The organism is Ancylobacter mangrovi, from assembly GCF_024752355.1.
GTDB lineage: Bacteria > Pseudomonadota > Alphaproteobacteria > Rhizobiales > Xanthobacteraceae > Ancylobacter > Ancylobacter mangrovi.
Genome location: NZ_JANTHZ010000002.1, coordinates 600659 through 625565 on the forward strand (window position 1 = coordinate 600659; position 24907 = coordinate 625565).

The following is a 24907-nucleotide window of genomic DNA, read 5'->3' on the forward strand; positions in this document are numbered from 1 at the left end:
TTGGGCTACCCCCGCGTGCCTTAAAGAAAAACGGCCGGCGTGGTGACACGCCGGCCGTTCGCGTTTTCGGGGCCGTCAGGCGGCGGGGGCGGATGGCCCCCGCGCCGTTCCGGTCAGTCGGTCTTCTCGGACGCCTTCTTGAGCGCGGCGCCCAGGATGTCGCCGAGCGAAGCGCCCGAATCCTGCGAACCGAACTGCGCCACGGCTTCCTTCTCCTCGGCGATCTCGAGCGCCTTGATGGAAACCTGCACCTTGCGCGCCTTGCGGTCGAACAGGGTGACGCGGGCGTCGAACTTCTCGCCGACCGCGAAGCGGTCCGGACGCTGGTCGCCGCGGTCGCGGGCCAGTTCCGAGCGCTTGACGAAGGTGGTCAAGTCGGTGCCGACGATCTTCACGTCGACGCCGCCTTCCTTCACGTCGATCACTTCGCAGGTCACGATCGCGCCCTTGCGGACTGTCTCACCCGAATCCACGAAGGGGTCGCCGCCGAGCTGCTTCACGCCGAGCGAGATGCGCTCCTTGTCGACGTCGACGTCGAGGACCTGCGCCTTGACGATATCGCCCTTCTTGAACTCGTCGATGACCTGCTCGCCCGGACGGTTCCAGTCGAGGTCCGAGAGATGGACCATGCCGTCGACGTCGCCGTCGAGACCCAGGAACAGACCGAACTCGGTCTTGTTCTTGACCTCGCCTTCCACGGTGGAGCCGGCCGGATACTTCTCGGCGAAGGCTTCCCACGGGTTCTGCAGGGTCTGCTTGAGGCCCAGCGAGATGCGGCGCTTGACCGGATCCACCTCGAGGATCGCGACTTCCACTTCCTGCGAAGTGGCGACGATCTTGCCGGGATGGACGTTCTTCTTGGTCCAGCTCATCTCGGAGACGTGGATCAGGCCCTCGATCCCCGGCTCCAGCTCGACGAACGCGCCGTAGTCGGTGATGTTGGTCACGCGGCCCTTGAAGCGGGCGCCGACCGGGTACTTGGCCTCGATACCCTCCCACGGATCGCCGAGCAGCTGCTTCATGCCGAGCGAGATGCGGTGGGTCTCGTGGTTGATCTTGATGATCTTCACCTTGACCGTCTGGCCGATGGTGAGCACCTCGGTCGGGTGGTTCACGCGCCGCCAGGCGATGTCGGTGACGTGCAGCAGACCGTCAATGCCGCCGAGGTCGACGAACGCACCGTAGTCGGTGATGTTCTTGACCACGCCGTCGATGACCTGACCCTCCTCGAGGTTCTGCACCAGCTCGTGGCGCTGCTCGGCGCGGGTCTCTTCGAGAACCGTGCGGCGCGAGACCACGATGTTGCCGCGGCGACGGTCCATCTTGAGGATCTGGAACGGCTGCGGGTTGTGCATCAGCGGGCCGACGTCGCGGATCGGACGGATGTCGACCTGGGAGCGCGGCAGGAACGCCACGGCGCCGTCGAGGTCGACCGTGAAGCCGCCCTTGACCTGGTTGAAGATCACGCCGGAGACCTTCTCCTGGGCGTTGAACGCCTTCTCGAGGCGGACCCAGCTCTCCTCGCGGCGCGCCTTGTCGCGCGAGAGGACGGCCTCGCCGAGCGCGTTCTCGACACGCTCCAGATAGACCTCGACCTCGTCGCCGACCTTGATTTCCTGGTCGCGGCCGGGGCCGGCAAATTCACGCAGCGCCACCCGGCCTTCGGTCTTCAGACCGATGTCGATGATGGCGAGGTCCTTCTCGATGGCGACCACGGTGCCCTTGACGACCGTGCCCTCGGCGGGCTCGGCGTGGGAGAAGCTCTCCTCGAGCATCGCGGCGAAATCGTCGCGGGACGCAAGTGCGGTTTCGGTTGCGGACATATAAGCTCCTGAGCCAGACGGATTGCGCCGGTTGGGTTGTCGGGCGCCCCCTCTCCCACGGGCACCGGGTCTGGCGATCCCGGTGCTGCCCCGAAACTCGGGGCCCGGCGCTGTGGCCGTGGAAAAGGCGGCGTAGACGCTTTCGGAACGCGGCGATCCCGGACGGTGCCGCCCGGGCGATGCGCAACGCTCCGATACTGGATGGCGGGTGGATGCCGGGCACGGCGCGGTGCCGTACCGGATGCCCGTCACATGCCCCTGCCCGCCATCGGCCGGCGATCCCTCCCGCTGCCCTCCCGCTGCCGTATCAACGGCACGCGCGGGAAAAGCTGGAGAGGCGGCGGGCCCGAACCGGACCGCCCGGAGGCCGGTGCGGAAGGTCGGGCCGGCGGCGGCCGATCGTCCGTCCCGGCACGCCGACAAGGGCATGCGCAGGGCAGGGACGGCACGCCTCACCTGATATGGATCGCGGACGGCCTTTGGCGAGGGCCGAAACTCTCACGTCCGAGCGACCGGTCGACGGCGCGGCGGGCTACCTCCTACAGGGGCGACGCTTCGCCTCGCCCCGGCCCGCCCGGGCGGCCCACCTTCAGGTAAGGGCGCGCGGACGCGCCGTTCCTAGCGCAAGGGGAGGGGGAAGGCAAGATTCAACCCGCCGGCCGCGGCTGGCGGCGCGGCAGCGGAGGCGGCCGGCCCGGCACCCGCCGGCGCGAGCTGGGCCGGGGCGGAAGGGTAGCCGAAATAGAAGCCCTGCGCCTGGGTGCAGCCTTCCGCCTGCAGCACGGCGAGCTGGTCGCGCGTCTCCACCCCCTCCGCCAGCACCCGGATGTTGAGGCTGCGGCCGAGCGCGAGCACCGCGCGCATGATGGCGAGCGACTGCTGGTCGGTGGCGAGGTCGCGGATGAAGGCGCGGTCGAGCTTGATGCGGTCGAACGGAAAGGTGCGCAGCGTCGCCAGCGAGGAATAGCCGGTGCCGAAATCGTCGATGGCCACCGTCACGCCGAGCGCGCGGATGCCCTCCATCGCCCGCAGCGCCTTGGAGCGGTTGCGGATGATCGCGGTCTCGGTGATCTCGAGCTCCAGCCGCGCCGGGGCGAGCCCGGTGTCGCGCAGCACCTCGGCGACGAGGCGCGGCAGGTCGATATGGCCGAGCTGGACCGCGGAGATGTTGACCGCGATCGACATGCGCGGGTCCCAGCGCGCCGCTTCCGCGCAGGCGCTGCGCAGCACCCATTCGCCGAGCGGCAGGATGAGGCCGGTCTCCTCCGCCAGCGGCACGAATTCGGTCGGCTCGATCAGGCCGCGCGTGGGGTGGTTCCAGCGCAGCAGCGCCTCGTAGCCGATGATCTCGCCGCGCTCGAAATCGGTCTGCACCTGGTAGTGCAGGGCGAAATGGCCTTCCTCCAGCGAGGTCCGCATCTCGGCCGCGAGGTCGCGCCGCGCGCGGGCCGCCTCGTCCATGGTGGCGTCGTAGTAGCAGACCGCGCGGGTGACGTCGGACTTGGCGCGGTACATGGCGAGGTCGGCATTGCCGACCAGCCGGGCGCTGGTGTCGCCATCTTCGGGATAGATGGACAGGCCGATGCTGCCGCCGCCGAGAATGTCGCTCTCGCCGAGCCTGATCGGCTCGAACAGCGCCTCCTCCAGCCGCACGCCGAACTCCTTGACCTCCTCGTCGGCCGAGAAGCGCTTCACGGCGGCGAACTCGTCGCCGCCCATACGGGCGATCAGCTCGCCCTCCTGCAGCATCGCGGAAAAGCGCCCGGCGACGATGCGCAGCACCGAATCGCCGGCGTCGTGGCCGTAGAGGTCGTTGACCTCCTTGAACTTGTCGAGGTCGATGATGGCGACGGCGAGCTTGCCCGCCTGCGCGCTCGCGCGCGCGAGCTCGGCATCGAGCCGGCCGACGAAATGGGTGCGGTTGGGCAGGCCCGTCAGCCCGTCGCTCAGCGCCAGCCGGCGCAGCGTGTCGACGTTCTGCTCGGTGACGTCGGAATCGATCAGATAGCTCGCGACGCCGGTGCCGAGCAGCAGCAGCAGGCCGCCGGTGACCGCGACCGCCAGCCCTTCGGTGCCGCCCGTGGCCCCGGCCCCCGCCGGCGCCAGCGCCGTCACCGTGACCGCCGCCATGCCGGTGAAGTGCAGCGTGACCACGCTGGAGGTGAACGCGGCGAGCGCGATCCAGCGATGGCCGGCCGCCACCGCATGGGCGAAGACGATGCCGAAGCCGAGCGCGGCGACGACCGACAGCACCACATAGGTCGGGTCCCACTGCACGAAGCCGTCGACGCTGTAGGCGAACATGCCGAGATAGTGCATGGCCGAGACCGACAGGCCGAGCACCACGCCCGAAAGGGTGGTGCGGGCGAACGAGGGGGCGTGGATCATGAAGAAGGCCAGCGCGCCGCCGGCGATCATGACCAGCAGCGAGGCCAGGGTGCGCACCGGGTCGTACTGGGCGGGAATGTCGGTGCGGTAGGCGAGGATGGCGATGAAATGCGTGCACCAAACCGAGCAGCCGGCGGCGACGGCGGCCATGAAGATCCACCCGCCGCGCTGGATGCCGGTGCGCTCCTGCGCGCGCCGGAACAGCTCGATCGTCACATAGCCGCCGCCGAGGCAGACGAGCGCGGCAAGTGCCACCAGACGCAGGTCATGGAACGCCACGAGGCAGGTGAGAACACGCATCTATTGACCAACCCGGCGCCCGCCGCGCGAAGTCCACATTCATGGAATGTCGAAGATGTGGCCCCGACCGACCGAACAGCGACGGTTACCGTCATCGTGGCGCGCGCGACTATCTACACGCAAGTGCAGTTGAATGCGAGTCAATTCTCGCCGGAATTTCATACGTCGGCGCGGGCGAGCCAGACGTCCATCACCCATCCCTTGCGCGCCCTCACTTCGGCGCGCCGGGCGAGGATCGCCTCGCCCACCTCGGCCAGCGGCCCCGCCAAAAGGACCTCGTCGGGCGTGCCGAGATAGGCGCCCCACCACACGCGCCCGGCCCAGCCGCGCTCGATCAGCGCGCGGAGGCCGGTGCCGTCATCGAGCAGCGCCACGAAGGCGGGAGCCTCGGGCGTCGCACCGGCGACGCGCCGTCCGGTGGTCACCTCCACCGGCTCGCCGATGCCGTTGAGCGGGATCGCGTGCGCGGCGCACAGCGCCTGGATCGCACAGATGCCCGGGACCACCTCGACCTCGAATGGCGGAGCGCCGGGCGCAGTTACGGAGCGGGCGGTGTCGAGCACCCGCAGCGTCGAATCGTAGAGCATCGGATCGCCCCAGACGAGGAAGGCGCCGACCCCGTCCGGCGCGATCTCCTCGTCGATCAGCCGCGCGAAGATCTCCGCCCGCGCGGCATGCCAGGCCTCGACCCCGGCGCGGTAGCCGCTCTCGGCCGAGCGCTTCGGGCTGGCGGCGGTGACCGAGCGCCACGGCGCGCGGCGATGGGTGCGCAGGATCGCCTCGCGCAGCTCGATCAGCTCGGCGGCCGCCTCGCCCTTGTCGAGGAAGAAGAACACGTCGGCGCGGTTGATCGCCTCCACCGCGCGAAGGGTCAGCGCGGCGGGGTCGCCCATGCCGATGCCGATGACGAGAACGCGCCGCATCGGCCTTCCTCAGCCCTGCGCCGGCGGCGTGCCGGCCTCCTCGCGCGCGGCGAACACCTTGCGCGCCACGAACAGCGCATCGAGCGCGGCGGGGAAGCCGGCATAGAGCGCCATCTGCATGATGGTCTCGATCACCTCCTGCCGGCTCGCCCCGCAGTTCAGCGCCGAGCCGATATGCACCTCCAGCTCGCGCTGGGCATGGCCGAGGCAGACCAGCCCGGCCACCGTGGCGAGCAGGCGCGTGCGCAGGTCGAGGCCCGGGCGCGAATAGATGTCGCCATAGCCGAACTCGAAGATGTAGCGCGCGAAGTCCGGGGCGACGTCGGCGAGCGCGGCCATCACCTCCTCGCCGGAGCGGCCGGTGATGCGCGCGAGCTGCGCCTTGCCGCGGGCGAGGCGTTCGTCGCCGGTGTCGTCGCGGGACAGGAACCCGTCGCCAGGGCGGGTCTCGTCGGCCATGCGGCTCACTCCATTCCAGAGGCGGGAGGGGCGATGCGGGCCGCGACGATCTCGAGCGCGCGGGCGACGCTCTCGGCTGCGCTGAGCGCGGTGTTGTCGAGCTCGACGGCGTCGAGCGCCTTGACCAGCGGGGCGCTGGCGCGGCCGCTGTCGCGCGCGTCACGCCGGCGGATGTCCTCCAGCACCGACGTCTCGCTCACCGCCTCGCCGCGCTGGGAAAGCTCGCGGTAGCGGCGGGCGGCGCGCGCCTCCGGGCTCGCGGTGACGAAGATCTTCACCTCGGCCTGCGGCGCGATGACGGTGCCGATGTCGCGCCCGTCCAGCACCGCCCCGCCCGGCCGGGCGGCGAAATCGCGCTGCAGCTTCAACAGCGCCGCGCGCACCTGCGGAAGGGCGGCGACGCGCGAGGCCGCCTCGCCCACCGGCCCGGACTTCAGCGCCTCGGGATCGAAGGCGGCGAGGTCGAGCCCGGCCGCCAGCGCGGCGAGGGCGGCGGCGTCCTCGAGATCGAGGCCGCGCGTCAGCGCCGCGAACCCGACCGCGCGGTAGAGCAGGCCGGTGTCGAGATGGGGCAGGCCGAACCGCGCCGCCAGCGCCCGGGCGACGGTGCCCTTGCCCGAGGCGGCCGGCCCGTCGATGGCGATGATCACGCCGCGTCCCCGGCGAGCGCGATGTCGGCGCCAAGCCCGGTCATCAGCGGCACGAAGTCGGGGAAGCTGGTGGCGATGAAGGAGACGTCGTCGATCGTCATCGGCTTTTCGGCGACGAGCCCCATCATCAGGAAGCTCATGGCGATGCGGTGGTCCATGTGGGTCTCGACCGTGCCGCCGCCGGGAACGCGGCCGCGGCCCTCGACGACGAGGTCGTCGCCCTCGATCGCGAACGCGACGCCCCCCGCCTCCAGCCCTGCGGCGACGGCGGCGAGACGGTCGGATTCCTTGACGCGGAGCTCGGACAGGCCGCGCATCCGGGTGGTGCCCTGCGCGCAGGCGGCGGCAACCGCGAGCACGGGGTATTCGTCGATCATCGAGGGCGCGCGCGCCGCCGGCACGTCGACCCCCTTCAGCGCCGAGGCCCGCACGCGCAGGTCCGCGACGCTCTCCCCGCCCTCGGTCCGGGCGTCGAGGAACTCGATCGCCGCGCCCATCTCCTGAAGCGTGGTCAGGAGCCCGGTGCGCAGCGGGTTGGTCATCACGCCGCGGATGGTCACCTCGGATCCGGGAACGATCAGCGCCGCCACCAGCGGGAAGGCGGCCGAGGAGGGATCGGCCGGCACGCGCACCGGCGCCGGCTTGAGCTCCGGGCGGCCCTTCAGCGTGACCTTGCGGCCATGCGCGCCATGCGGCTCGACCCGCACCTCGGCGCCGAAATGGGCGAGCATGCGCTCGGTGTGGTCGCGGCTCGCCTCCTTCTCGATCAGCGTGGTCTCGCCGGGCGCGCCGAGGCCGGCGAGCAGCACCGCCGACTTGATCTGCGCCGAGGCGACCGGGCTCTCATAGGTGATCGGGATCAGGTCGCGCGGGCCGCGCAGCGTCAGCGGCAGGCGCCCGCCCTCGGCCTCGTCCAGCACCTCGACGCCCATCTTCTCCAGCGGGTCGAGGATGCGGCGCATCGGCCGCTTGCGAAGGCTGGCGTCGCCGTCGAAGGTCGCGGTGATCGGGTTGCCGGCGACCACGCCCATCATCAGCCGCGAGCCGGTGCCCGCATTGCCGAAGTCGAGCGGGCCGTCCGGCGCCTGCAGCCCGCCGACGCCAACGCCATGCACCCGCCAGGCGCCCGGCCCGAGCCGCTCGACATTGGCCCCGAGGGCGGCGCAGGCGCGCGCGGTGTTGAGCACGTCCTCGCCTTCCAGCAGGCCGGTGATCTCGGTCTCGCCCACCGCCAGCGTGCCGAAGATCAGCGCCCGGTGCGACACCGACTTGTCGCCCGGCACCTCGATCGTGCCGGCGAGCGGGCCGGAGCGGGAGGCGCGGGCGGGCAGCGGGGCGTTTCCATGACCGCTGGACGCCGCGTCCTTCGCGGGGGCGACGTCCCTGGCGGAAGACGGGGAAGCGGTGGTGCTCATCTGACGCCCTTTCTGCCGCGCGGTATCCATGTGAGGGCCTCCTCGCGGGGGTCGCGCCGACGGTGAACGGGCGCCGTCCTAGCACGAGGCCGTCATTGGCGTCACGAGAAAGCAAATGCGGCTTGACTCCTCGAAGCCGCCGGTTCAATGGGAGCACCCTTTCGTCACCACTTTCTGAGGTTCCGAACCGTGGTGAAACCTGATTTAGGCACCAAACGCGTCTGCCCGGTTACCGGGCGGAAGTTCTACGACCTGAACAAGGACCCCGTGATCTCGCCCTATACCGGGCAGGTCGTCCCGATCGCCGTGCCGGTGGCACGTGGCGGGCGACCCGACACGCCTCGTCCCGCCGCCGAGACGGAAACCGAATCGGAGGAGAACGAGGACGTCGAGATCGTGTCGCTGGAAGAGGCCGACGAGGAGGCCACCAGCTCCAACGCGAAGGCGCCCGCCGCGTCCGACGACGACATCGAGATCGACGAGGACGTCGAATCCGATGACGACGACACCTTCCTCGAAGAAGACGAGGATGGCGAGGATGACGTAACCGATCTGATCGGCGACGGCATCGAGGACGACGAGGAAAGCTGAAAAAGCGCTGGGGACGACAGGCAAGCCGCACAGTGGAGGCTTGCAGTCTCATCCGCCATGTGCTTTACGACCGTCCGCTCCGGTTGGTTCCGGGGCGACACGCCGGGTGAAACCCAAGGCGAGGCGCCCAAAGCGCCCGCGCACCCGGCAACCCCGGTGGGGCCATAGCTCAGTTGGGAGAGCGCTTGAATGGCATTCAAGAGGTCGGCGGTTCGATTCCGCCTGGCTCCACCAGTCTCCCCCATCGATCAAGAATAAGCCGCCTCCCGCCTCGATGGGCGGCCGCTGTCGCGTCACGGCACCCTCGTGGGTGAAGCCGATCTTGCCCGCGACGTGAGTCGCGATGGCGTCGGCCGGCATCGACGCCGATCGGGACATACCCGGCAGCCGGCGCGGCACGAACGAGCGCACCGTGCCGACCGGTGAAGCGAATCGGCCATCGTCGCAGGCGGTCCGGACCGGTCAGGCGCTGAGGCGCAGCGCGGCGGCCTTGTCGTCGCGCCGGAGCTGCGCGACGTCGTGCTGAAGCACCAGCGAGCGCAGCAGCGGGTGCTCCCAGATCGTCTCGCCCGGCCGCGCCGACAGCGGCGCGACCTCCAGCGGCAGCGCGTCCACCAGCGCGTCGGCGTCCTGCAGGTCGATCGGGTCCCAGCTCGCGTCGATGGCCCGCATCAGGGCCGGCCAGTCCGTCGCCTCCTTGCGCGGCTGGACATAGACGCACAGCCGCGAACGCCCGAGGCCGCGATACAGATCGATGAGCCGCAGATCGAGCGTCGGGTCGGCGTCGAGATCGAACACGTCGACGCCCGCCGTCCGGCCGGACGGCGAGAAATACAGGCAGGGAATGCCGTAGCTTTCCGCGATCACCATGCCGTGCAGGCTGGTCGAGACGATGCGCTCGCAGGCGCGGATCTCGTCCACCTTGTCCCGCAGCCCGTCGATCGAGACCGGCGTGACGGTGGTGATGAGATGGACGTCATCGCGCAACTCGTCCGGAACCAGATAGCGCTCGAGCTCGGGAAGCGGCTTTGCTTCCATCTCGCGGTTGGCAAGCTCGGACAGGTGCAGCACCGCGCCGATTTTCCACTTCTTGGCGACCGGGCGGTCGTAGAAGCGCGGCAGCAGCCAGACGGGGTCGCCATAGATGCCCGTCCCGCCGCTCCCGCCGCCGAGCAGCCGCTCCGAAACCGGACCGCGCGTGGCGTTCACATGGAAGCGCGAATCGGCCGACGGCACGAAAGGCTCGCGCTCGGCTTCGGGCTTGCCCGGATTGCGCCAGTTCGAGCAACCGGTGCCCCAGAACCAGACATCGCCGCCGGAAAAGCCATGACCGATGGTGCCCACCGCCGCCATGCGCGGCGTGAGCGACTTCGTCGGAACGCGGTGGACCGGCTTGCCGGTGCATAGCGAGACCATGACAGGACTCAAAGCGTCGCCAAAATTGAGATAATTCATCTGCAAAGTCGAGCCGGCCCAGGAGAGTGGAATACTACCCGTACGCTCTACGATCTCCGCGAAAGTAACAGCCATGAGGCACTCCCGTATGGTTCGGGATATAAAGAGGTAAAGCTTATATCTTTGGCCGACGGCGAACAATGCTTTGAACGCGTGTGAAATCTATCGGCGAGCGCACCGTTTCCAATCGTTTTCCGGCCGCGGCGGAGAGAGGACTTCACCGCGCCGTCGGGAAAATCGGGTCATGATGCGGGCCCGCACCCGCCCGCGCGGCGGAACGTGCGGGGCTGTGGAGGGTTGATTCCGACGGTTTCAGCAAAACGGGAGTTGCCGCCATGACGATCGGCGAAATGCAGCCTGCCGTGCCCGTCCCCATGCCGCCGGTGCGCGTGCGCGCGGGGTCGGCGGTGTTCGACATCGACACGCTGGACGAGGCGCTGGCCTTCGCCCAGGCCAATCCGCACCCCAGGGGCGACTATGACGGCCTCATCCGCCGGCTACAGAGCGCGGCCGATTCGGAAGAGTGCCTCGAGGCCGCGAACGCCTTCATCTGGTGGGCGGAGGCCAACGGGATCATCGCCGGCCGGGGCTGAGACGGAGCCAGGCCCGCGCGCCGGAGAGCCCGGCGCCGGGGCCGCCGGGGGCTGCGGCTCGAAAAGGCTTGGGGACAGCGTCCCTTAGGGCAGGTCGGCGCCTCCGATTTTACCCTGGAACGAGGTCCCTGCCCGGCCGTTGTTAGCCGGGGGGCAAATCCATCGAGGAGATTTCCCCATGACCAACCAGCAGCATCGCGGTGGTTCCGGCAACGTCGCCGACAACCGCGACAAGGCCGGCGAAGCCGGTCGCAAGGGCGCCGAGCATTCCCCCGCCCAGCAGCACAGCCAGTCCGGCGGCGACAATCGCCAGCAGGGCGGCCAGTCCGGCAACCCCGGCAACTTCTCCAACGACCGTGACCGCGCCCGCGACGCCGGCCACAAGGGCGGCCAGAAGTAGCTTTCCGGCCTGCAAAGACATGTGCGACATGCTGCCCGCTCCGGCTCCGGCCGGGGCGGGCATCGCGCATTTGGCGCCCGGCGGCGATCGACGGTGAGCGCCCGATGGCCGGCACCGCGCGCATGTGCCACGCTACGGCATCGGCAGGCCCGGCCGACGGGCCACTTCGAGCCGCGAGAGGGCACGATGAGCGAGGATCTCCAGATCGACGAGCCGGCCACCCCCTACCACCCCGAGGAGATGAAGGCGGTATGGGACGTGCGGCTCGGCAAGAACATGACCATCCACGCGACTGCGCGCTGGACGCCGGCCGGGGTGGTGGCCGCCGGCGTCACGACGTCGGCGGTGCTGCTCGCGGTCGCGGCGCTGGTGCGGGCCTGCCGCACGCCGCGCTGACAGCAGGTCGTTGGCGTTTGGCGGAGCCAATTTCCGAACTTCTTCCGCGCTGGTCGGTTGTCCTGTTGAAACAGGGAGGCCATGCGATGGTTCTGCATCATTCCGCCATGCCCGCCGACGACCTTCCCGACAGCCGCGAGATCCGCTTCCGGCTGCGCGGGGACAAGGACCTGATCACCTGCCTCGTCGGCTGGGACGTGCTCGACCGGCTGGGCGACAGCGAGGCCGCCAGCCGGGCCGACCGGCTCGCGCGCTTCGAGGAGCACCGCACCGGCATCGAAGCTGCCGCGATGCGCAAGATCGACACGTCCGGCGCGCCGGACGGCGTGCTGCGGCTGAAGGCGGCCGATATCCTGCAGCAGTGAGTGCGCTGACCGCGCGGCAATGGGTGCGTAACCCTCGCCGCGCGGTCAGGGCTGCATGATCTGCGGTGTGCCGCACTTACCGGGCCCGCATTGCGGCAGCTTCGTATCCGCCGCCTCGCCCTGCGGCGGCGGCCCGGGCGGGGGCTGAAGCACCCCGGTCTCGGGCGAGCGGTCCGGCTGCGTCGGGCTGCCCGCAGATGGGACGCCCATCTGCGGAGCGGCGGTCTGCGGGCTACTGCCGTTGCGCACCGGGTCGGTCGCGGTCTGCGCGAGGGCGGGGCCGAGCGGGCCGAAGGTCAGCATGCCGCCCACGATCCATATGCCCATCTTCATGGCGAGGCCTCCTGTTTTCGGGCCAACGCCGGCACGCGCCTGCCGTTCCGCCGCCGGGCCATGTATGGCCCGGCAAAAGGTCGCGGGTCGGCGCGCCCACAGTCAGCGGGCGAGCCGTATGGCCGCGCGGGCGTCAGCCGTTCACTGCCACCAGCAGCGGCGCACCCAGCCGCCGCGCACCCGCACATTGCGGCAGACGCGCCGGCGCCGGGGCTGGATCCAGATGCGCCGGCCGTTGCGCCAGACCCAGTAGGCCTCCTCGGCCGGGGTGCCGTCCGGCGCCGCGCCGGCGAACCCCTCGGGGGCGAGGCCGTCGGGGGCGAGGCTCTCCGGGCTAGGGACCTCCGGGGCAAAATTCCCGGCGGGTGCCGGCAGGTTTCCGGCGCCGGTCAGCACCGCCGCACCGGCCGGGCCGGCGACGAGCGAACCCAGCGCCACGGCGCCGGCGGCGGCCGCGCCCATCTCGCAGAAAGCAATCAAGAACGTCCGCCTGTCCACGGCATCCTCCCGTCCTGCCTCGCGGGCACGAGGCGTGCCCCTTCGGCTTGATCTAGGGCGCGCTTGCCGGTTGGGAGGGGCGGACGAAAATTTCCTCGCACGCAGGTGAGAGAGGGTCGCGCCGGGCGCCCCAGACGCGCTCGGCGCGGGCCCTCAGGGCGGGGTCGGGCCGAGCGTGTCGGCCATCGTCGCCCCGCGCAGGCCGAGCGGCATCGGCGTGCCGGTCGTGGTGTCGCGCGCAGTCTGGTGCTCGGTCTCCGCGTTCAGCTCGGCGCCGATAAGGATCACCACCGTCGAGATCCAGATCCAGACCATGAAGCCGATGATGGCGCCCAGCGAGCCATAGGTCTCGTTGTAGCTGGCGAAGTTGGTCGCGTACCAGGAGAAGCCCATCGAGGCGGCCATCCAGAAGAAGGCGGCGGCGATGCTGCCCACGCTGAGCCAGCGCCAGCGCGCATTGGCGCGGCTCGGGCCGTAGCGGTAGAGCAGCGCCAGCGCGAAGGCGAGCACCACGAACATCGCCGGCCACCGGCCGAGCCGCACGAGGAGCTCCCCGCCGCCCATCGGCACATAGGCGAGGACGATGGGCAGCACCACCACCGCCCCCATGGCGGCGAGCATGATGACGATGGCGCCGACGGTGAAAACCAGCGACACCGCGTTCAGCACCAGGAAGCTGCGCTTCTCGCGCTCGGCATAGACGATGTTGAGGGCGTCGAAGAGCGCCTTCATGCCGGCATTGGCGCTCCAGATCGCCAGCGCCAGGCTGAAGAAGAAGGCGAGACCGAGCGAGGCGTCGCCGCTCGAAGCGATGCGCTGCACCTGGCCGCCGACCACCTCGATCGCGCCGTCCGGCAGGATGCCGCGCCACTGGTCCATCTCGGCGATGACCTCGGAGGGCTGCGCGAACAGGCCGAACAGCGAGACGAAGGCGGCGACGGCGGGAAACAGCGCCAGGATGGAATAGAAGGTGACGCCGGCGCCGATGGCGAGCACGCGGTGCTCGGAGATGTTGGCGTAGATGCGTAGCGCGATGTCGCGCCAGCCCGAGGGCGTGATCTCGTCCGGCGCGGTGGCGAGGCGCCCGCGCCCCGCGCCTGCGAAGGCGCTCGCGCCGTCATCCGCCACGGGCACGCCGGCGGGAACGGGCGAAGGCACCGGCGGCGAGGCGCCGGGCACGCGGCCGTTGACGGGCGCGCTCCGGTCGATCCGAAGCTGCAGCAGGGCGGCAAGCGTGATGGTCGCCAGCGCGCCCGCGACGACCAGTCCGTCGGTCCTGCTCCGTGCGGTCACGAATGTTCCCCCTCGAATGGCTGTGTCTGGTCAACAGGGACAGTCGGGCAAGGTTCCAGCGCGCGGGCGGGTGCGCAAGGGGCCGGCGGGCCGTCACGAAATGCTGACGGAAGGCGTCATATCCTCTACCCTAGGCACACCAGAATGGAGGGCGGCATGAAGAGGACATCGCTTACCTGGCTCCTGGCCGGCCTGATGGCATGCGGGCTCGCCGGCGCCGCGTCCGCCCAGACCCTGAAGGGCCTGAACCCGCCGAACGCGACCACACTGCAGGACGAGCCGACCCTGATGGACGGCCCGTCCGAGCCCTCGCCGCGGACCGGCGTGGTGCAGCCTCCGCCGGGCCCCGCGCCCGAGGGACAGGCGGCGAAGATCAAGCTGCCGGACTGCGTGCCGCCCAATTGCGGCACGCCGCAGATCATGGCGCCGTAAGGCACGCACGACCTTCGCCGGCACCCGGACGGCCAATCCCGGCATCGTTCCACCGTGAGCGGATCGCGGGGAGGATGCTTGTCTTGTGCGCCCTGGCGCGCCCTCACGCGCCCTGCCCCGGGTCGGCCCCGCCATCCCGACAGCCTCGCGCCGGCCCGATCGGCGACGGCGATTCGGCCCTTGCGCGCGCTCCCGGCTGGCGGTGGAACGGGCCGTGACGGCCTCTCGGAGGGCCCTTGAGGCGCGCGGCGCGCCCCGATTTCGACCTTCCCATCCGTCCGCGCACGCGAACTTTCCCTCGCCATCGCCTGACGAGCGTTCCAATTGTCGCAAGCCCGGCATAGGGTTGGCGCACATTCGTCGCACGCGGCCGACTCAGCGGCCCGGCGCCGCAGGGCGGGACCAGGAGAAAAAACAGATGCAGCTCGGAATCGTCGGCCTCGGCCGCATGGGAGGAAACATCGCGCGCCGGCTCGCCAAGGCGGGGCACACCTGCGTGGTCTGGGACCGCAACGAGAGCGCCGTGCGCGAGCTGGCGGGCGAGGGCAACACCGGCGCCGCCGACCTCGCCGGCGTCGTCAAGGCGCTCGACGCGCCGCGCGCGGTGTGGGTGATGCTGCCCGCCGGCGGGCCGACCGAGGCGACGGTGGCCGAGCTCGGCACCCTGCTGTCGCCCGGCGACATCATCATCGACGGCGGCAACAGCTTCTACAAGGACGACATCCGCCGCGCCGCCGGCCTGAAGGAGAAGGGCATCTCCTATGTCGACGTCGGCACCTCGGGCGGCGTCTGGGGGCTGGAGCGCGGCTACTGCATGATGATCGGCGGCGACAAGGCGGCGGTCGACCATATCGACCCGATCCTCGCCGCGCTGGCGCCGGGCCTCGGCGACATTCCCCGCACCCCCGGCCGCGACGGCCGCGACCCGCGGGTCGAGCAGGGCTACATGCATTGCGGCCCGGCCGGCTCCGGCCACTTCGTCAAGATGGTCCACAACGGCATCGAATACGGCCTGATGCAGGCCTATGCCGAGGGCTTCGACATCCTGAAGCACAAGGATTCCACCGAGCTGCCGGAGAACGAGCGCTACACGCTCGACATGGCCGACATCGCCGAAGTGTGGCGGCGCGGCAGCGTCGTCTCCTCCTGGCTGCTCGACCTGTCGGCGATCGCGCTGGCGGAGAATGACGAGCTGTCGAACTTCTCCGGCGAGGTCGCCGATTCCGGCGAGGGCCGCTGGACGGTGATGGCGGCGGTGGAGGAGGCGGTCCCGGCCGAGGTGCTCTCCGCCGCGCTCTACAACCGCTTCCGCTCGCGCCAGGAACACACCTTCGGCGAGAAGCTGCTCTCCGCCATGCGCTTCCAGTTCGGCGGCCATGTCGAGAAGAAGTCCGGGAGCTGAGCCGTGGTCGAGGCTCCCGTCATCCAGGCGGACGCGCCCCCCGCGCCGCCTTGCGCTCTGGTGATCTTCGGCGCCTCGGGCGACCTCACCAAGCGCCTGCTCATGCCCTCGCTCTACAACCTCGCCCATGAGGGCGTGCTCGATGCGAACTTCACCATCATCGGCGTCGACCGGGTCGAGCACGACGATGCGAGCTTCCGCGAGCACCTGACCGACGCGGTCGAGGAGTTCGGCGCCAAGAGCCATCCGCTCGACCGCGAGGTCTGGCAGTGGCTGATCTCGCGCATCGGCTACGTCACCGGCGATTTCGACAGCCCTGAGACCTATGAGCGGCTGAAGACGCGCCTTGCCGATCGCCAGGGCGAGACCGGCGACGCCAACGCCGTGTTCTACATGGCGGTGACGCCGCGCTTCTTCGCGCCGATCGCCGAGCACCTCGGCGCCGCCGACCTGCTGACCGAGGGCGAGAACGCGTTCCGCCGCTTCGTGGTGGAGAAACCCTTCGGCACCGACCTCGCCTCGGCGAAGGCGCTCAATGCGCGCCTGCTCGCCGTGGCGGACGAGAACCAGATCTACCGCATGGACCATTTCCTCGGGAAGGAAACGGTCCAGAACGTGATGGCGCTACGCTTCGGCAACGGCATGTTCGAGCCGATCTGGAGCCGGGGCTATGTCGACCATGTGCAGATCACCGCGGCCGAGACGGTCGGGGTCGAGCAGCGCGGGCGCTTCTACGACGCCACCGGCGCGCTGCGCGACATGGTGCCCAACCACATATTCCAGCTCCTCGCCATGGTGGCGATGGAGCCGCCCAACTCGTTCGACGCCGACGCGGTGCGGACCGAGAAGTCGAAGGTGATCCAGGCGATCCGCCAGATGCGGCTCGGCGAGGCGGCGACCCATGTGGTGCGCGGCCAGTACCGGGCCGGCGAGGTGCTGGGCAAGCCGGTGGCGGATTATCGCGAGGAGCCCGACGTCTCCCCCGAGAGCCACACCGAGACCTTCATCGCCATGAAGTGCCTGATCGACAACTGGCGCTGGAACGGGGTGCCGTTCTACATCCGCACCGGCAAGGCGCTCGCCACCCGGCGCACCGAGATCGCGATCCACTTCAAGAAGGCGCCGGGCGTCCTGTTCCGCAACGATCCCGACTGCGAGCTGGCGCCCAACGTGCTGGTGATCCACGTCCAGCCGGACGAGGGCATCTCGCTGCGCTTCGCCGCCAAGGTGCCGGGCCGCAAGGTGCGCCTGTCGGAGGTCGACATGGACTTCCGCTATGCCGACTACTTCCAGTCCGCTCCCTCGACCGGCTACGAGACGCTGATCTACGATTGCCTGTCGGGCGATCCGACGCTGTTCCAGCGGGCCGACAACATCGAGGCCGGCTGGGCGGCGGTGGATCCCATCCTCAAGGCGGTCGAGGCCGGGATGGTGGACGTGCACGGCTATGCCGCCGGCTCGAGCGGGCCGACCATGGCCGATGTGCTGCTGGCGCAGGACGGCTTCCAGTGGCTGCCGCTCGAACGGGACCGCCCGCGATGACAGACCAGACGACCGACACGACGCCCGGCCCGGCCCGCCCGCCGCGCGCGACCCGCATCTCGCTGATGGTGTCCGACGTCGATGGCACGCTGGTCACGCCCGACAAGCTGGTGGCGCCGGCGACGGTCGAGGCGGTGCGCCGCCTGCACGCGGCCGGCGTCGCCTTCGCCGCCGTGTCGAGCCGCCCGCCGCGCGGCATGAAGATCCTGATCGAGCCGCTCGAGCTCGAGATCTTCGGCGGCTTTAACGGCTCCTCGATCGTCCATGCCGACTACTCCCCGGTGGAGCAGCACTTCGTGCCGCTGGAGGCCGCGCATCTGGCGGTCGACACCATGCGCGCGCGCGGCGCCGACATCTGGGTGTTCGCCGACAATGAGTGGTACATCGAGAACCCGGACAGCCAGTACGTGCCGCGCGAGATCCGCACGGTGCAGTTCCAGCCGACGCTGGTCACCAGCTTCGGCGACCATATCGGCAGGGCCGGCAAGATCGTCGGCTCCTCCTCCGACTTCGACATGCTGGCTGCCTGCGAGACCGAGCTGCAGGCGCTGCTCGGCGATCGCGCCTCGGCCCGGCGCTCGCAGCACTACTATCTCGACGTCACCGCGCCGGTGGTCGACAAGGGCTATGCGGTGCGCGCCTTCGCCGGCTATTTCGGGGTGCCGCTGAACGAGGTGGCGGTGATCGGCGACATGGCGAACGACCTGCCCATGTTCGCCAATGCCGGGCTCGCCATCGCCATGGGCAACGCGACCGACGCGGTGAAGGCGCTGGCCGACCATGTGACGACCACCAATGCCGAGAACGGCATCGCCAACGCCATCGACCGTTTCGTGCTGCCGCTGGCCGCCGGCCGAAGCTGAGCACACGAACGAGAATGGCCCCGCCTCGGTGAGGAGACGGGGCCGCTGTCTAAAGGCGACGCAATGCCGGTTCAGCGGAAGATGTCGTTGAACTGGTCCTTGATCTTGCTCGCCTGCTTCTCCAGCGCCGCATAGTCGACCGGGATGATGGTGAGGTCGGAGACCTTCGGCCCGCCCTCGGGCGGATCGACGTCGATGCGCGCCGAATAGCCGCCGTCGGCGGGGAAGATCTTCTGCGCGTCGGGGCTGATCATGAAGGCGGCGAAGGCCTTGGCGGCGTTGGGATGGTCGCTGCCCTTCACCACCGCGGTCGGCGAGGGAATGACGAAGGTGCCGTCCTTGGGATAGACGGTCACGATCTCATGCCCGCTCAGGCGGTCCTGCGCGGCGTAGGAATCGAGCGCGCCGACGGCGATCAGGCGCTCGCCGCGCTTGAGGTTGTCCGAGACCTGCTGGTTGCCCTGGACGATCATGATGTCGTTGTCGGCGAGCTTCTGGTAGAAATCCCAGCCGAGCTTCTGCGACAGCGTGCCGACCACCGAGAGCTGCAGCGAGGTGAAGGACGGGTCCGTCATCACCATCTGGCCCTTGTATTTGGGATCGGTGAGATCGGTCCATTTCTGCGGCCGGTCGGCCTCGGCCACCTTGTCCCCGCGCATATAGATGGTGATCAGGTTCAGGCGCTGGCCGATCCAGTTGCCGTCCGGGTCCTTCGCCGCGTCCGGGATCTTGTCGAAGCCCACCGGCTTGAACGGCACGAAGGTGCCCTTCTCCGCCATCACGTTGGAGGCCGCCGGGTCGGAGGTGGTGAGCACGTCCGCCCCCACCCGTCCGGCCGAGAGCTCCTGGTAGAAGCGGCGCAGGATCGCCGAGCCGCCGGAGCGGAACAGCTCGACCTTGATGCCGGTCTGGTCCTCGAACAGGCGGGCGAGCTTGTTGGCCTGCTCGATCGGGGTCGAGGTGTACCAGACCACCGTCCCCTCCTGCTTGGCCTTGGCCATGTCGACGTCTTCGGCGAAGGCCGGTGCGGCGCCGAGCCCGCCGAGCACGAGCCCGGCGGCGGCGGCGGCGAGGCCGAGGGTGGCGAGATGGCGCGCCATGAAACTTCGGCGTGTTTCGACACGAGCGTTGGTCATGGAATTTCCTCCCGGGGTTCGGTTCTTGTGTCGTTGAGTAGACCCGCTCAGCCGCGGTAGATCGGCTCGGGCTGGGTGAAGAAGGCGTGCAGGATGTGCAGCACCAGCATGTAGTTCTTCTGCTGGAACGAGGCGTGCGAGATGCCGGGCATCATCGCGAACTGCTTGTCGGAATTGGGCAGGCGCTTGAAGAACTCGATCAGGTCGTCGAAGCCGGCGATGCCGTCATATTCGCCGCGCATGACGAGGGCGGGCACCGGGATCCTGGTCGGGTCGATCACCGGCAGATTGGTGCACATGTCGATATAGGTGCCGTTGGGCATCGAATCGTCGAGCGCCAGGATGCCGTCGGCGAAGGCCTCGATCACCTTGTCCTCGGCGGTGCCGGGGTGGTCGCGGTTGAAGATCGAGTAGACGAACGCCTTGTCGATCGGGCGCCGCTCGCCGGGGCGGTAGTCGGGCAGCTTCTTGCGCCGGTTCTCCAGCGTGTGGCTGCCCTCCCCGGTCCATACGAAGGCGTCGAGCGCGAGCCGCTTCACCCGGTCGGGGCAACGCTCGGTGAAGGCGGCCGCGCGCAGCGCGCCGGACGAGATGCCGTAGACGTAGAGCGGGCCGCAGTCGCGGGTCTTCAGGATGTAGTCGGTGGCGGCGACGAGGTCCTGCGCCCCCTCGGCGATGGTCGCCTGGGTGCCCGGGCGCTTGTCGGAGCGGCCATAACCGCGCATGTCGACGGTCCAGGTCTCGAAGCCCTTGTCGACGAAATAGTCCATCGCCGAGGACCAGGGGCGGCCGGGCACCTGGAGGTCGAAGGTCGGCTGCGAGGCCATGGACGAGCCGTGCACGAACAGCACCGTCCCGGAAGGCGCGCCGGCCTCGGGCGCCTTCTGCCAGAGGAACAGCTCGGCATCGCCGTTATGGGTCCAGTGCTCGCGGCCGGCGATGGCCGGCTTCAGCGCGGTGGCGCTCTGCATGGTGGGCTCCGTTGTCAGTGCTTGACCATCGGCGTCGCCGCCGCGGCCTGGGGGAAGACGCTGCATTCGCCGGCGTCGATCGAGACATGGACCTCGTCGCCGACCTGGAACGGCTCGAGCGGATGGGTCTGGGCGCGCAGCACCGCGCCGGAGGCGAGTTCGAGCCAGTATTCGCTCAGATTGCCGAGATAGGTGTGCTCGGTGACGCGGGCGACGAGCTGGTCCGGGCTCTCGCGCAGGCGCGAGATCCGCACGTTCTCCGGCCGCACGGCGAGGTCGACCGCCTGGCCGGCGTGAAGCTTGGAGCCGACCGGAGCGGCCATCTCCACCCCGTCCACCACCAGCACGGGCGCGCCGCCCGTACCCGCGCGCAGCTCGCCGGGCAGGAAGTTCACGATGCCCATGAAGTCGGCGACGATCTTGTTGGCCGGGCGCCGGTACACCTCGTCGGGCGAGCCGTATTGCTGCAGCTTGCCGCCATGCATCACCGCGATCTGGTCGGAGAGCGCGAGCGCCTCGGCCTGGTCGTGGGTGACGTAGACGAAGGTGATGCCGGTACGGCGCTGGAGCTGCTTGAGCTCGACCCGCATGCGCTCGCGCAGCTTGGCGTCGAGATTGGAGAGCGGCTCGTCGAGCAGCAGGATGCCCGGCTCCACCACCAGGCTGCGCGCCAGCGCCACGCGCTGCTGCTGGCCGCCGGACAGTTCGTTCGGCAGCCGGGCCTCGAGCCCGGCGAGGTTCACCAGCGCCAGCGTCTCCTCGACCTTGCGCCGCGCCTCATCGGCCGGCACCTTGCGCAGCTTCAGCCCGAAGACGACGTTCTCGAACACCGTCTTGTGCGGCCACACGGCGTAGTTCTGGAACACCATGCCCATGCCGCGCCGGTCCGGCGGGGCGACGCCGTCGACCGAGGAGATGACCCGGTCGTCGACGCGGATGGTGCCCGCATCCGGCATCACGTAGCCGGCTATGAGACGCAGCGTCGTGGTTTTTCCGCAGCCCGAGGGGCCGAGAAGGGTGACGAACTGGTTGTCCTTGATGTCGAGGTCGAGGTCGGTCAGCGCGGCCATGCCGCTGTCCTTGCCGCCGTAGAACTTCGACAGTCCGGAGATGCGAATGCCTGCCATCAGCCCATAACTCCCGGTCGCGAATTGCCTGAGGCCCCGGTCTTCATGCCGAGCCGGCTGCCGCCGAACCGCCGGGCGATGCCGATGGCGGTGGCGATGATGATCATGTTGATGATGGCGAGAGCGGCGACGGGTTCGGTGTAGCCGGTCTCGTAGAGGTTGTAGACGGCGACGGCGAGGGTGATGGAGTTCGAGGAGAACAGCAGGATCGAGGCCGAAAGCTCCTGGATCACCGGCACGAAGACCAATAGCCAGCCGGCAAACAATCCCGGCTTGATCAGCGGCAGGGTGATCTCCTTCATCGTCTGGCCCCAGGAGGCGCCGAGGATGCGCGCGCTTTCCTCCAGCGAGGGGTCGATCTGGCGCAGCGAGGAGTTCGCCGCCCTGACGCCGAGCGGAACGTAGCGCCCGACATAGGCGAGCAGCAGGATGGCGAAGGTGCCGTAGAGCGAGACCGGCATGGAGAGCCAGAACTGCAGCAGCGCCACCGCCATGACGATGCCCGGCAGGCCGAGCGGGATCAGCGAGGCGTAGTCGAGCAGCTTGCGGCCCGGCATGGTGGTGCGCACGTCGATCCACGAGATCATCGCGCCGAGGAACACGCAGGCGGTGGCGGCGAGGATGGCGAGGCCGAGGCTGTTGACGATGGCGCGGCGCGTCACGTCGTAGTCGATCAGCACGAAGCGGTAATTGTCGAGCGTCAGGTTGTGCCAGAAGTCGAGGCCCCAGGACTTCGAGAACGACACCGCGATCAGCGAGCCGTAAGGCAGCAGGATCGCCACGATGAAGGTGCCGACGCAGGCGGCGAACAGCACCCAGCGCCACGGCCCGAGGTCCATGAGCTGCGGCCGCGCGCCCTTGCCGGCCAGCGTCACATAGGAGCGCTTGGCGAGGAAGGCGCGCTGCAAATAGAGCGCGGCGACGGTGATGGCGATGAACATCAGCGACAGCGCCGAGGCGGTGCCGAACTGCGGGGGATAGTCGAACAGCGAGTAGATCCGCGTCGGCAGCGTCACGATCCGCCCGGGCAGGCCGATGATGGCCTGCGAGCCGAACAGGGCGATGGCGTTGACGAAGGCGAGCAGCGTGCCCGACAGCACCGCCGGCGCCACCAGTGGCAGGGTGATGGTGAGCGCCGTGCGCAGCTTGGAGGCGCCGAGAATCTGCGCCGCCTCCTCATAGGAGGCGTCCACCGACTGCAGCGCCGAGGAGGAGAGCAGGTAGACGAAGGGAAAGGTGTGCAGCACGGTCACGAAGACCAGGCCGCTCATGGTGAAGATGTTGAAGCCGATGTCGAGCCCCAGCACATCGCGCAGGAAGACGTTGATCACGCCCGCATTGGGGCTGAACAGGTTGACGAAGGCGATGGCGGTGAGAAAGGGCGGCGACAGGTAGGACAGCGTCGCGGTGACCTGGATCAGGCCCTTGCCCGGCACGTTGGTGCGGCTCACCGCCCAGGCCAGCGGCACGCCGATGAGCACGCTGATGAGGCCGGTCCAGCTACCGAGGATCAGCGAGTTGCCGAGCGCCCGCAGATAGGAGCGCCCGGTCAATGCCTCGGCGAAGAATTCGCCGGTCAGCCGGCCGTCCTGCCAGACGCTGGCCGCGATCAGCGACAGGACCGGCAGAACGACCAGGATGACGAGCGCGCCGATCGCCGTCGCGATGACGACGGTCTCGAGCCGCAGCCAGTTCGGCAGCGCAGGTGCACGCATCGGCGACGCGATGGTGATGATAGCCATTTTTCCTCCCAGAGCCGGCACCTTCTTCGGGGCGCTTCGGCCGTCAGACGAACCCGTGCCTTCGCGGGCGCGGATGTCAGGCGAACGGGTTGCTCAGCGTGCCGAGCCCGGTGATCGACATGGTCACGTTGTCACCCGCCTTCAGGAATTTCGGCGGGCTGAAGCCGAGGCCGACGCCCGCCGGGGTGCCGGTGGCGATGAGGTCGCCCGGCTCCAGCGTGGTGCCGGCGGAGATGGTCTCGATGAGGCCGGGAATGTCGAAGATCAGGTCGCGCGTATTGGCGTCCTGGCGCAGCTCGCCATTGACCCAGGTGCGCACCTGCAGGTTGGCGGCGTCGACCTCGTCGGCGGTGGTGATCCACGGCCCCATCGGGCAGAAGGTGTCGAGCGCCTTGCCGAGGAACCACTGGCGGTGGTTCTTCTGCCGGTCGCGCGCGGTCACGTCGTTGATGATGGTGTAGCCGAAGATGTGCTCGAGCGCGTGCTCGCGGGCGATGTCGCGCCCGCCCTTGCCGATGACGATGGTCAGCTCGACCTCGTAGTCGACGGCGCTGGTCACCTTCGGGTGGGTGTCGACCGTGGCGCCGGGCCCGACCACGCAGGTCGCCGGCTTGGTGAAGACGGCCGGGTAGTCGTCGATCTCCGCGCCCTTCACCGCCCCGGCCTCGTAGCCGGAGCTGGCGAATTCGCGGGCGTGGTCGCGATAGTTCTTGCCGACGCAGAAGATGTTGCGGCGCGGATAGGGGATCGGCGCCAGCAGCTCGACCTGCGACAGCTCCACGGCGTTGCCGTTCATGCGGATCTTCGGCGCGATCTCGTCATAGCGGGCGATCAGCTCGACCATGTCGGCGACGTCGACCGGATAGACGCGCTCCGCCTCGCTATCGACGAGCCCGACCTGCTCGCGCCCGCCATGCCGAAAAGTAGCGAATTTCATGTTGTGGCCTTGATTGGTGTACCAATTTGAACCATTATAGCGACATTGGTTGACCGGATGTCAACGGGTCGCGCTCGCGAAATCTTGCGGATGCGCTCGTTTTGAGTGATTTCTGATTTCACGTCGGTGCGAGAATTGGTATACCAAATACCTCATATCAAGCGAGTTGCCATGGATCGCGTTCTGATCGACCGTAAGCCCACCGTCCTGGTCCAGGAGTTCCTGGACGGCGCCATCGGCTCCGGGGCCTATGCGCCCGGCGCCAAGCTGCCCACCGAGCGGGCCATCGCCGAGGAGCTGGGCGTGCCGCGCTCGGCGGTGCGCGACGTGCTCTCGGTGCTGGAATCGCAGGGCCGGGTGGTGCGGATCATCGGCAGCGGCACCTATGTCGCCAAGAACGCGCCCAGTGCGGCCTCCCGCGCGGAGCCGCCCGCCGGCGCGCAGGCGGGCGACGCCAGCCCGACCGAGATCATGGCGGCGCGCCTGATCGTCGAGCCGCGCCTCGCCCAGCTCGTGGTGATGAACGCCAAGGCGGCCGATTTCGAGCGCATGGAGGAGTGCAACCGCCAGGGCGAGGCGGCGGACGATTTCGAGGCGTTCGAGCACTGGGACGCGGCGCTGCACCAGGCGATCGCCGACGCGACCCACAACCCGCTGATGGTCGCGATCTACGCGACCATCACCAGCGCCCGGGAATTCGCCGAATGGGGCGAGCTCAAGCGGCTCAGCATCACCGCCGAGCGGCGCGATGCCTACCGCCAGGAGCACCGCGAGATCGTGGCGGCGCTGCGGGCGCGCGACGCAAGGCTGGCCGAGGCCGCGCTGACCCGCCACCTGCTGCGGGTGCGCCGCAACCTGCTGGGCGAATAGCCG

The 24907-nt window shown here is 69.3% G+C and carries 25 protein-coding genes and 1 tRNA gene; 11 read left to right on the plus strand and 15 right to left on the minus strand.

The window, feature by feature from the left end; translation table 11 throughout:
- Window positions 1-113: 113 nt before the first annotated feature.
- The 6 genes from rpsA to aroA all read right to left on the minus strand — a co-directional run bounded on the left by rpsA (window position 114) and on the right by aroA (window position 7958).
- Window positions 114-1823 (minus strand): 30S ribosomal protein S1, encoded by a 1710-nt coding sequence (gene rpsA / locus NVS89_RS08135; RefSeq protein WP_258732102.1) that lies wholly within the window; start codon window positions 1821-1823, stop codon window positions 114-116.
- 618 nt (window positions 1824-2441) lie between these two features.
- Window positions 2442-4511, minus strand: a complete 2070-nt coding sequence (locus tag NVS89_RS08140; RefSeq protein ID WP_258732103.1) for a putative bifunctional diguanylate cyclase/phosphodiesterase — start codon at window positions 4509-4511, stop codon at window positions 2442-2444.
- Window positions 4512-4669: 158 nt separating this feature from the next.
- Window positions 4670-5434 carry a precorrin-6A synthase (deacetylating) gene (gene cobF, locus NVS89_RS08145; RefSeq protein ID WP_258732105.1) on the minus strand — a complete coding sequence of 255 codons (765 nt, stop codon included), beginning with the start codon at window positions 5432-5434 and terminating at the stop codon, window positions 4670-4672.
- Between the two features lie 9 nt (window positions 5435-5443).
- The gene (locus tag NVS89_RS08150) at window positions 5444-5893 is read right to left on the minus strand and encodes a carboxymuconolactone decarboxylase family protein (protein WP_258732106.1); all 450 of its coding nucleotides are present in this window, start codon (window positions 5891-5893) and stop codon (window positions 5444-5446) included.
- Between the two features lie 5 nt (window positions 5894-5898).
- Window positions 5899-6543, minus strand: a complete 645-nt coding sequence (cmk, locus tag NVS89_RS08155; protein ID WP_258732107.1) for a (d)CMP kinase — start codon at window positions 6541-6543, stop codon at window positions 5899-5901.
- Entirely contained in the window at window positions 6540-7958 is a 1419-nt protein-coding gene (gene aroA / locus NVS89_RS08160) for a 3-phosphoshikimate 1-carboxyvinyltransferase (protein ID WP_258732109.1), read from the minus strand. The genes cmk and aroA overlap by 4 nt, the downstream gene beginning before the upstream one ends.
- A gap of 189 nt (window positions 7959-8147) precedes the next feature.
- Between aroA and NVS89_RS08165 the strand changes: the two genes are divergently transcribed.
- Together NVS89_RS08165 and NVS89_RS08170 are read left to right on the plus strand one after the other, a co-directional pair.
- Window positions 8148-8549, plus strand: a complete 402-nt coding sequence (locus tag NVS89_RS08165) for a TIGR02300 family protein (RefSeq protein ID WP_258732374.1) — start codon at window positions 8148-8150, stop codon at window positions 8547-8549.
- A gap of 158 nt (window positions 8550-8707) precedes the next feature.
- A tRNA-Ala gene (locus NVS89_RS08170) sits at window positions 8708-8783 on the plus strand.
- A 228-nt stretch (window positions 8784-9011) separates the two neighbouring features.
- On the opposite strand, the gene NVS89_RS08175 is transcribed toward NVS89_RS08170, so the two are convergent.
- Entirely contained in the window at window positions 9012-9965 is a 954-nt protein-coding gene (locus tag NVS89_RS08175) for a polysaccharide pyruvyl transferase family protein (RefSeq protein ID WP_258732110.1), read from the minus strand.
- A 374-nt stretch (window positions 9966-10339) separates the two neighbouring features.
- On the opposite strand from NVS89_RS08175, the gene NVS89_RS08180 reads away from it, so the two are divergent.
- The 4 genes from NVS89_RS08180 to NVS89_RS08195 all read left to right on the plus strand — a co-directional run bounded on the left by NVS89_RS08180 (window position 10340) and on the right by NVS89_RS08195 (window position 11758).
- Window positions 10340-10597, plus strand: a complete 258-nt coding sequence (locus tag NVS89_RS08180; protein ID WP_258732112.1) for a hypothetical protein — start codon at window positions 10340-10342, stop codon at window positions 10595-10597.
- A gap of 178 nt (window positions 10598-10775) precedes the next feature.
- Window positions 10776-10997 carry a con-10 family general stress protein gene (locus NVS89_RS08185; protein WP_258732113.1) on the plus strand — a complete coding sequence of 74 codons (222 nt, stop codon included), beginning with the start codon at window positions 10776-10778 and terminating at the stop codon, window positions 10995-10997.
- A gap of 186 nt (window positions 10998-11183) precedes the next feature.
- The gene (locus NVS89_RS08190) at window positions 11184-11393 is read left to right on the plus strand and encodes a hypothetical protein (protein WP_258732114.1); all 210 of its coding nucleotides are present in this window, start codon (window positions 11184-11186) and stop codon (window positions 11391-11393) included.
- An 86-nt stretch (window positions 11394-11479) separates the two neighbouring features.
- Complete coding sequence (locus NVS89_RS08195) at window positions 11480-11758, plus strand: DUF1488 family protein (RefSeq protein WP_258732115.1); 279 nt, start codon at window positions 11480-11482, stop codon at window positions 11756-11758.
- 45 nt (window positions 11759-11803) lie between these two features.
- Here the strand turns inward: NVS89_RS08195 and NVS89_RS08200 are convergent, their stop codons facing one another.
- The 3 genes from NVS89_RS08200 to NVS89_RS08210 form a co-directional block, all read right to left on the minus strand.
- Window positions 11804-12091: a hypothetical protein gene (locus NVS89_RS08200; protein WP_258732117.1), complete on the minus strand. Its 288-nt coding sequence runs from the start codon at window positions 12089-12091 to the stop codon at window positions 11804-11806.
- A 141-nt stretch (window positions 12092-12232) separates the two neighbouring features.
- A complete protein-coding gene (locus NVS89_RS08205) occupies window positions 12233-12571 on the minus strand; it encodes a hypothetical protein (RefSeq protein WP_258732118.1) in 339 nt (112 codons plus the stop codon).
- Window positions 12572-12742: 171 nt separating this feature from the next.
- Entirely contained in the window at window positions 12743-13882 is a 1140-nt protein-coding gene (locus tag NVS89_RS08210) for a YihY/virulence factor BrkB family protein (protein WP_258732119.1), read from the minus strand.
- A gap of 156 nt (window positions 13883-14038) precedes the next feature.
- On the opposite strand from NVS89_RS08210, the gene NVS89_RS08215 reads away from it, so the two are divergent.
- The 4 genes from NVS89_RS08215 (at window position 14039) to NVS89_RS08230 (ending at window position 18121) form a co-directional block, all read left to right on the plus strand.
- Entirely contained in the window at window positions 14039-14314 is a 276-nt protein-coding gene (locus tag NVS89_RS08215) for a hypothetical protein (RefSeq protein WP_258732120.1), read from the plus strand.
- Between the two features lie 214 nt (window positions 14315-14528).
- A complete protein-coding gene (gene gnd / locus NVS89_RS08220) occupies window positions 14529-15716 on the plus strand; it encodes a phosphogluconate dehydrogenase (NAD(+)-dependent, decarboxylating) (protein WP_258732121.1) in 1188 nt (395 codons plus the stop codon).
- 3 nt (window positions 15717-15719) lie between these two features.
- On the plus strand, window positions 15720-17258 hold the full coding sequence (gene zwf / locus NVS89_RS08225) for a glucose-6-phosphate dehydrogenase (RefSeq protein WP_258732122.1): 1539 nt from the start codon (window positions 15720-15722) through the stop codon (window positions 17256-17258).
- On the plus strand, window positions 17255-18121 hold the full coding sequence (locus NVS89_RS08230) for a Cof-type HAD-IIB family hydrolase (protein WP_258732123.1): 867 nt from the start codon (window positions 17255-17257) through the stop codon (window positions 18119-18121). Before zwf ends, NVS89_RS08230 begins: the two co-directional genes overlap by 4 nt.
- A 71-nt stretch (window positions 18122-18192) precedes the next feature.
- Here NVS89_RS08230 and NVS89_RS08235 read toward each other — a convergent pair whose 3' ends face one another.
- The 5 genes from NVS89_RS08235 to NVS89_RS08255 form a co-directional block, all read right to left on the minus strand.
- The gene (locus NVS89_RS08235; protein WP_258732124.1) at window positions 18193-19221 is read right to left on the minus strand and encodes an ABC transporter substrate-binding protein; all 1029 of its coding nucleotides are present in this window, start codon (window positions 19219-19221) and stop codon (window positions 18193-18195) included.
- A gap of 83 nt (window positions 19222-19304) precedes the next feature.
- The gene (locus NVS89_RS08240; RefSeq protein WP_258732125.1) at window positions 19305-20228 is read right to left on the minus strand and encodes an alpha/beta hydrolase; all 924 of its coding nucleotides are present in this window, start codon (window positions 20226-20228) and stop codon (window positions 19305-19307) included.
- Window positions 20229-20242: 14 nt separating this feature from the next.
- Window positions 20243-21355, minus strand: coding sequence for an ABC transporter ATP-binding protein (locus tag NVS89_RS08245; protein WP_258732126.1), 1113 nt, complete (start codon window positions 21353-21355; stop codon window positions 20243-20245).
- Window positions 21355-23097 (minus strand): ABC transporter permease, encoded by a 1743-nt coding sequence (locus tag NVS89_RS08250; protein ID WP_258732128.1) that lies wholly within the window; start codon window positions 23095-23097, stop codon window positions 21355-21357. The genes NVS89_RS08245 and NVS89_RS08250 overlap by 1 nt, the downstream gene beginning before the upstream one ends.
- A 76-nt stretch (window positions 23098-23173) precedes the next feature.
- Window positions 23174-24034, minus strand: a complete 861-nt coding sequence (locus NVS89_RS08255; protein WP_258732129.1) for a fumarylacetoacetate hydrolase family protein — start codon at window positions 24032-24034, stop codon at window positions 23174-23176.
- 171 nt (window positions 24035-24205) lie between these two features.
- Here NVS89_RS08255 and NVS89_RS08260 point away from each other — a divergent pair, with 171 nt between their 5' ends.
- Window positions 24206-24904, plus strand: a complete 699-nt coding sequence (locus NVS89_RS08260) for a FadR/GntR family transcriptional regulator (RefSeq protein ID WP_258732131.1) — start codon at window positions 24206-24208, stop codon at window positions 24902-24904.
- The last annotated feature ends 3 nt before the right edge of the window (window positions 24905-24907 follow it).

Bases quoted from the DNA above. Each gene is read 5' to 3' on its own strand.
- NVS89_RS08180 (WP_258732112.1), top strand. From the start codon at position 10,340: ATGACGATCGGCGAAATGCAGCCTGCCGTGCCCGTCCCCATGCCGCCG.
- aroA (WP_258732109.1), bottom strand. From the start codon at position 7,958: ATGAGCACCACCGCTTCCCCGTCTTCCGCCAGGGACGTCGCCCCCGCG.
- NVS89_RS08230 (WP_258732123.1), top strand. From the start codon at position 17,255: ATGACAGACCAGACGACCGACACGACGCCCGGCCCGGCCCGCCCGCCG.
- NVS89_RS08140 (WP_258732103.1), bottom strand. From the start codon at position 4,511: ATGCGTGTTCTCACCTGCCTCGTGGCGTTCCATGACCTGCGTCTGGTG.
- NVS89_RS08175 (WP_258732110.1), bottom strand. From the start codon at position 9,965: ATGGTCTCGCTATGCACCGGCAAGCCGGTCCACCGCGTTCCGACGAAG.
- NVS89_RS08150 (WP_258732106.1), bottom strand. From the start codon at position 5,893: ATGGCCGACGAGACCCGCCCTGGCGACGGGTTCCTGTCCCGCGACGAC.
- NVS89_RS08195 (WP_258732115.1), top strand. From the start codon at position 11,480: ATGGTTCTGCATCATTCCGCCATGCCCGCCGACGACCTTCCCGACAGC.
- NVS89_RS08255 (WP_258732129.1), bottom strand. From the start codon at position 24,034: ATGAAATTCGCTACTTTTCGGCATGGCGGGCGCGAGCAGGTCGGGCTC.
- NVS89_RS08200 (WP_258732117.1), bottom strand. From the start codon at position 12,091: ATGAAGATGGGCATATGGATCGTGGGCGGCATGCTGACCTTCGGCCCG.
- cobF (WP_258732105.1), bottom strand. From the start codon at position 5,434: ATGCGGCGCGTTCTCGTCATCGGCATCGGCATGGGCGACCCCGCCGCG.
- NVS89_RS08260 (WP_258732131.1), top strand. From the start codon at position 24,206: ATGGATCGCGTTCTGATCGACCGTAAGCCCACCGTCCTGGTCCAGGAG.
- NVS89_RS08185 (WP_258732113.1), top strand. From the start codon at position 10,776: ATGACCAACCAGCAGCATCGCGGTGGTTCCGGCAACGTCGCCGACAAC.
- NVS89_RS08190 (WP_258732114.1), top strand. From the start codon at position 11,184: ATGAGCGAGGATCTCCAGATCGACGAGCCGGCCACCCCCTACCACCCC.
- rpsA (WP_258732102.1), bottom strand. From the start codon at position 1,823: ATGTCCGCAACCGAAACCGCACTTGCGTCCCGCGACGATTTCGCCGCG.
- NVS89_RS08250 (WP_258732128.1), bottom strand. From the start codon at position 23,097: ATGGCTATCATCACCATCGCGTCGCCGATGCGTGCACCTGCGCTGCCG.
- NVS89_RS08235 (WP_258732124.1), bottom strand. From the start codon at position 19,221: ATGGCGCGCCATCTCGCCACCCTCGGCCTCGCCGCCGCCGCCGCCGGG.
- NVS89_RS08245 (WP_258732126.1), bottom strand. From the start codon at position 21,355: ATGGCAGGCATTCGCATCTCCGGACTGTCGAAGTTCTACGGCGGCAAG.
- NVS89_RS08240 (WP_258732125.1), bottom strand. From the start codon at position 20,228: ATGCAGAGCGCCACCGCGCTGAAGCCGGCCATCGCCGGCCGCGAGCAC.
- NVS89_RS08215 (WP_258732120.1), top strand. From the start codon at position 14,039: ATGAAGAGGACATCGCTTACCTGGCTCCTGGCCGGCCTGATGGCATGC.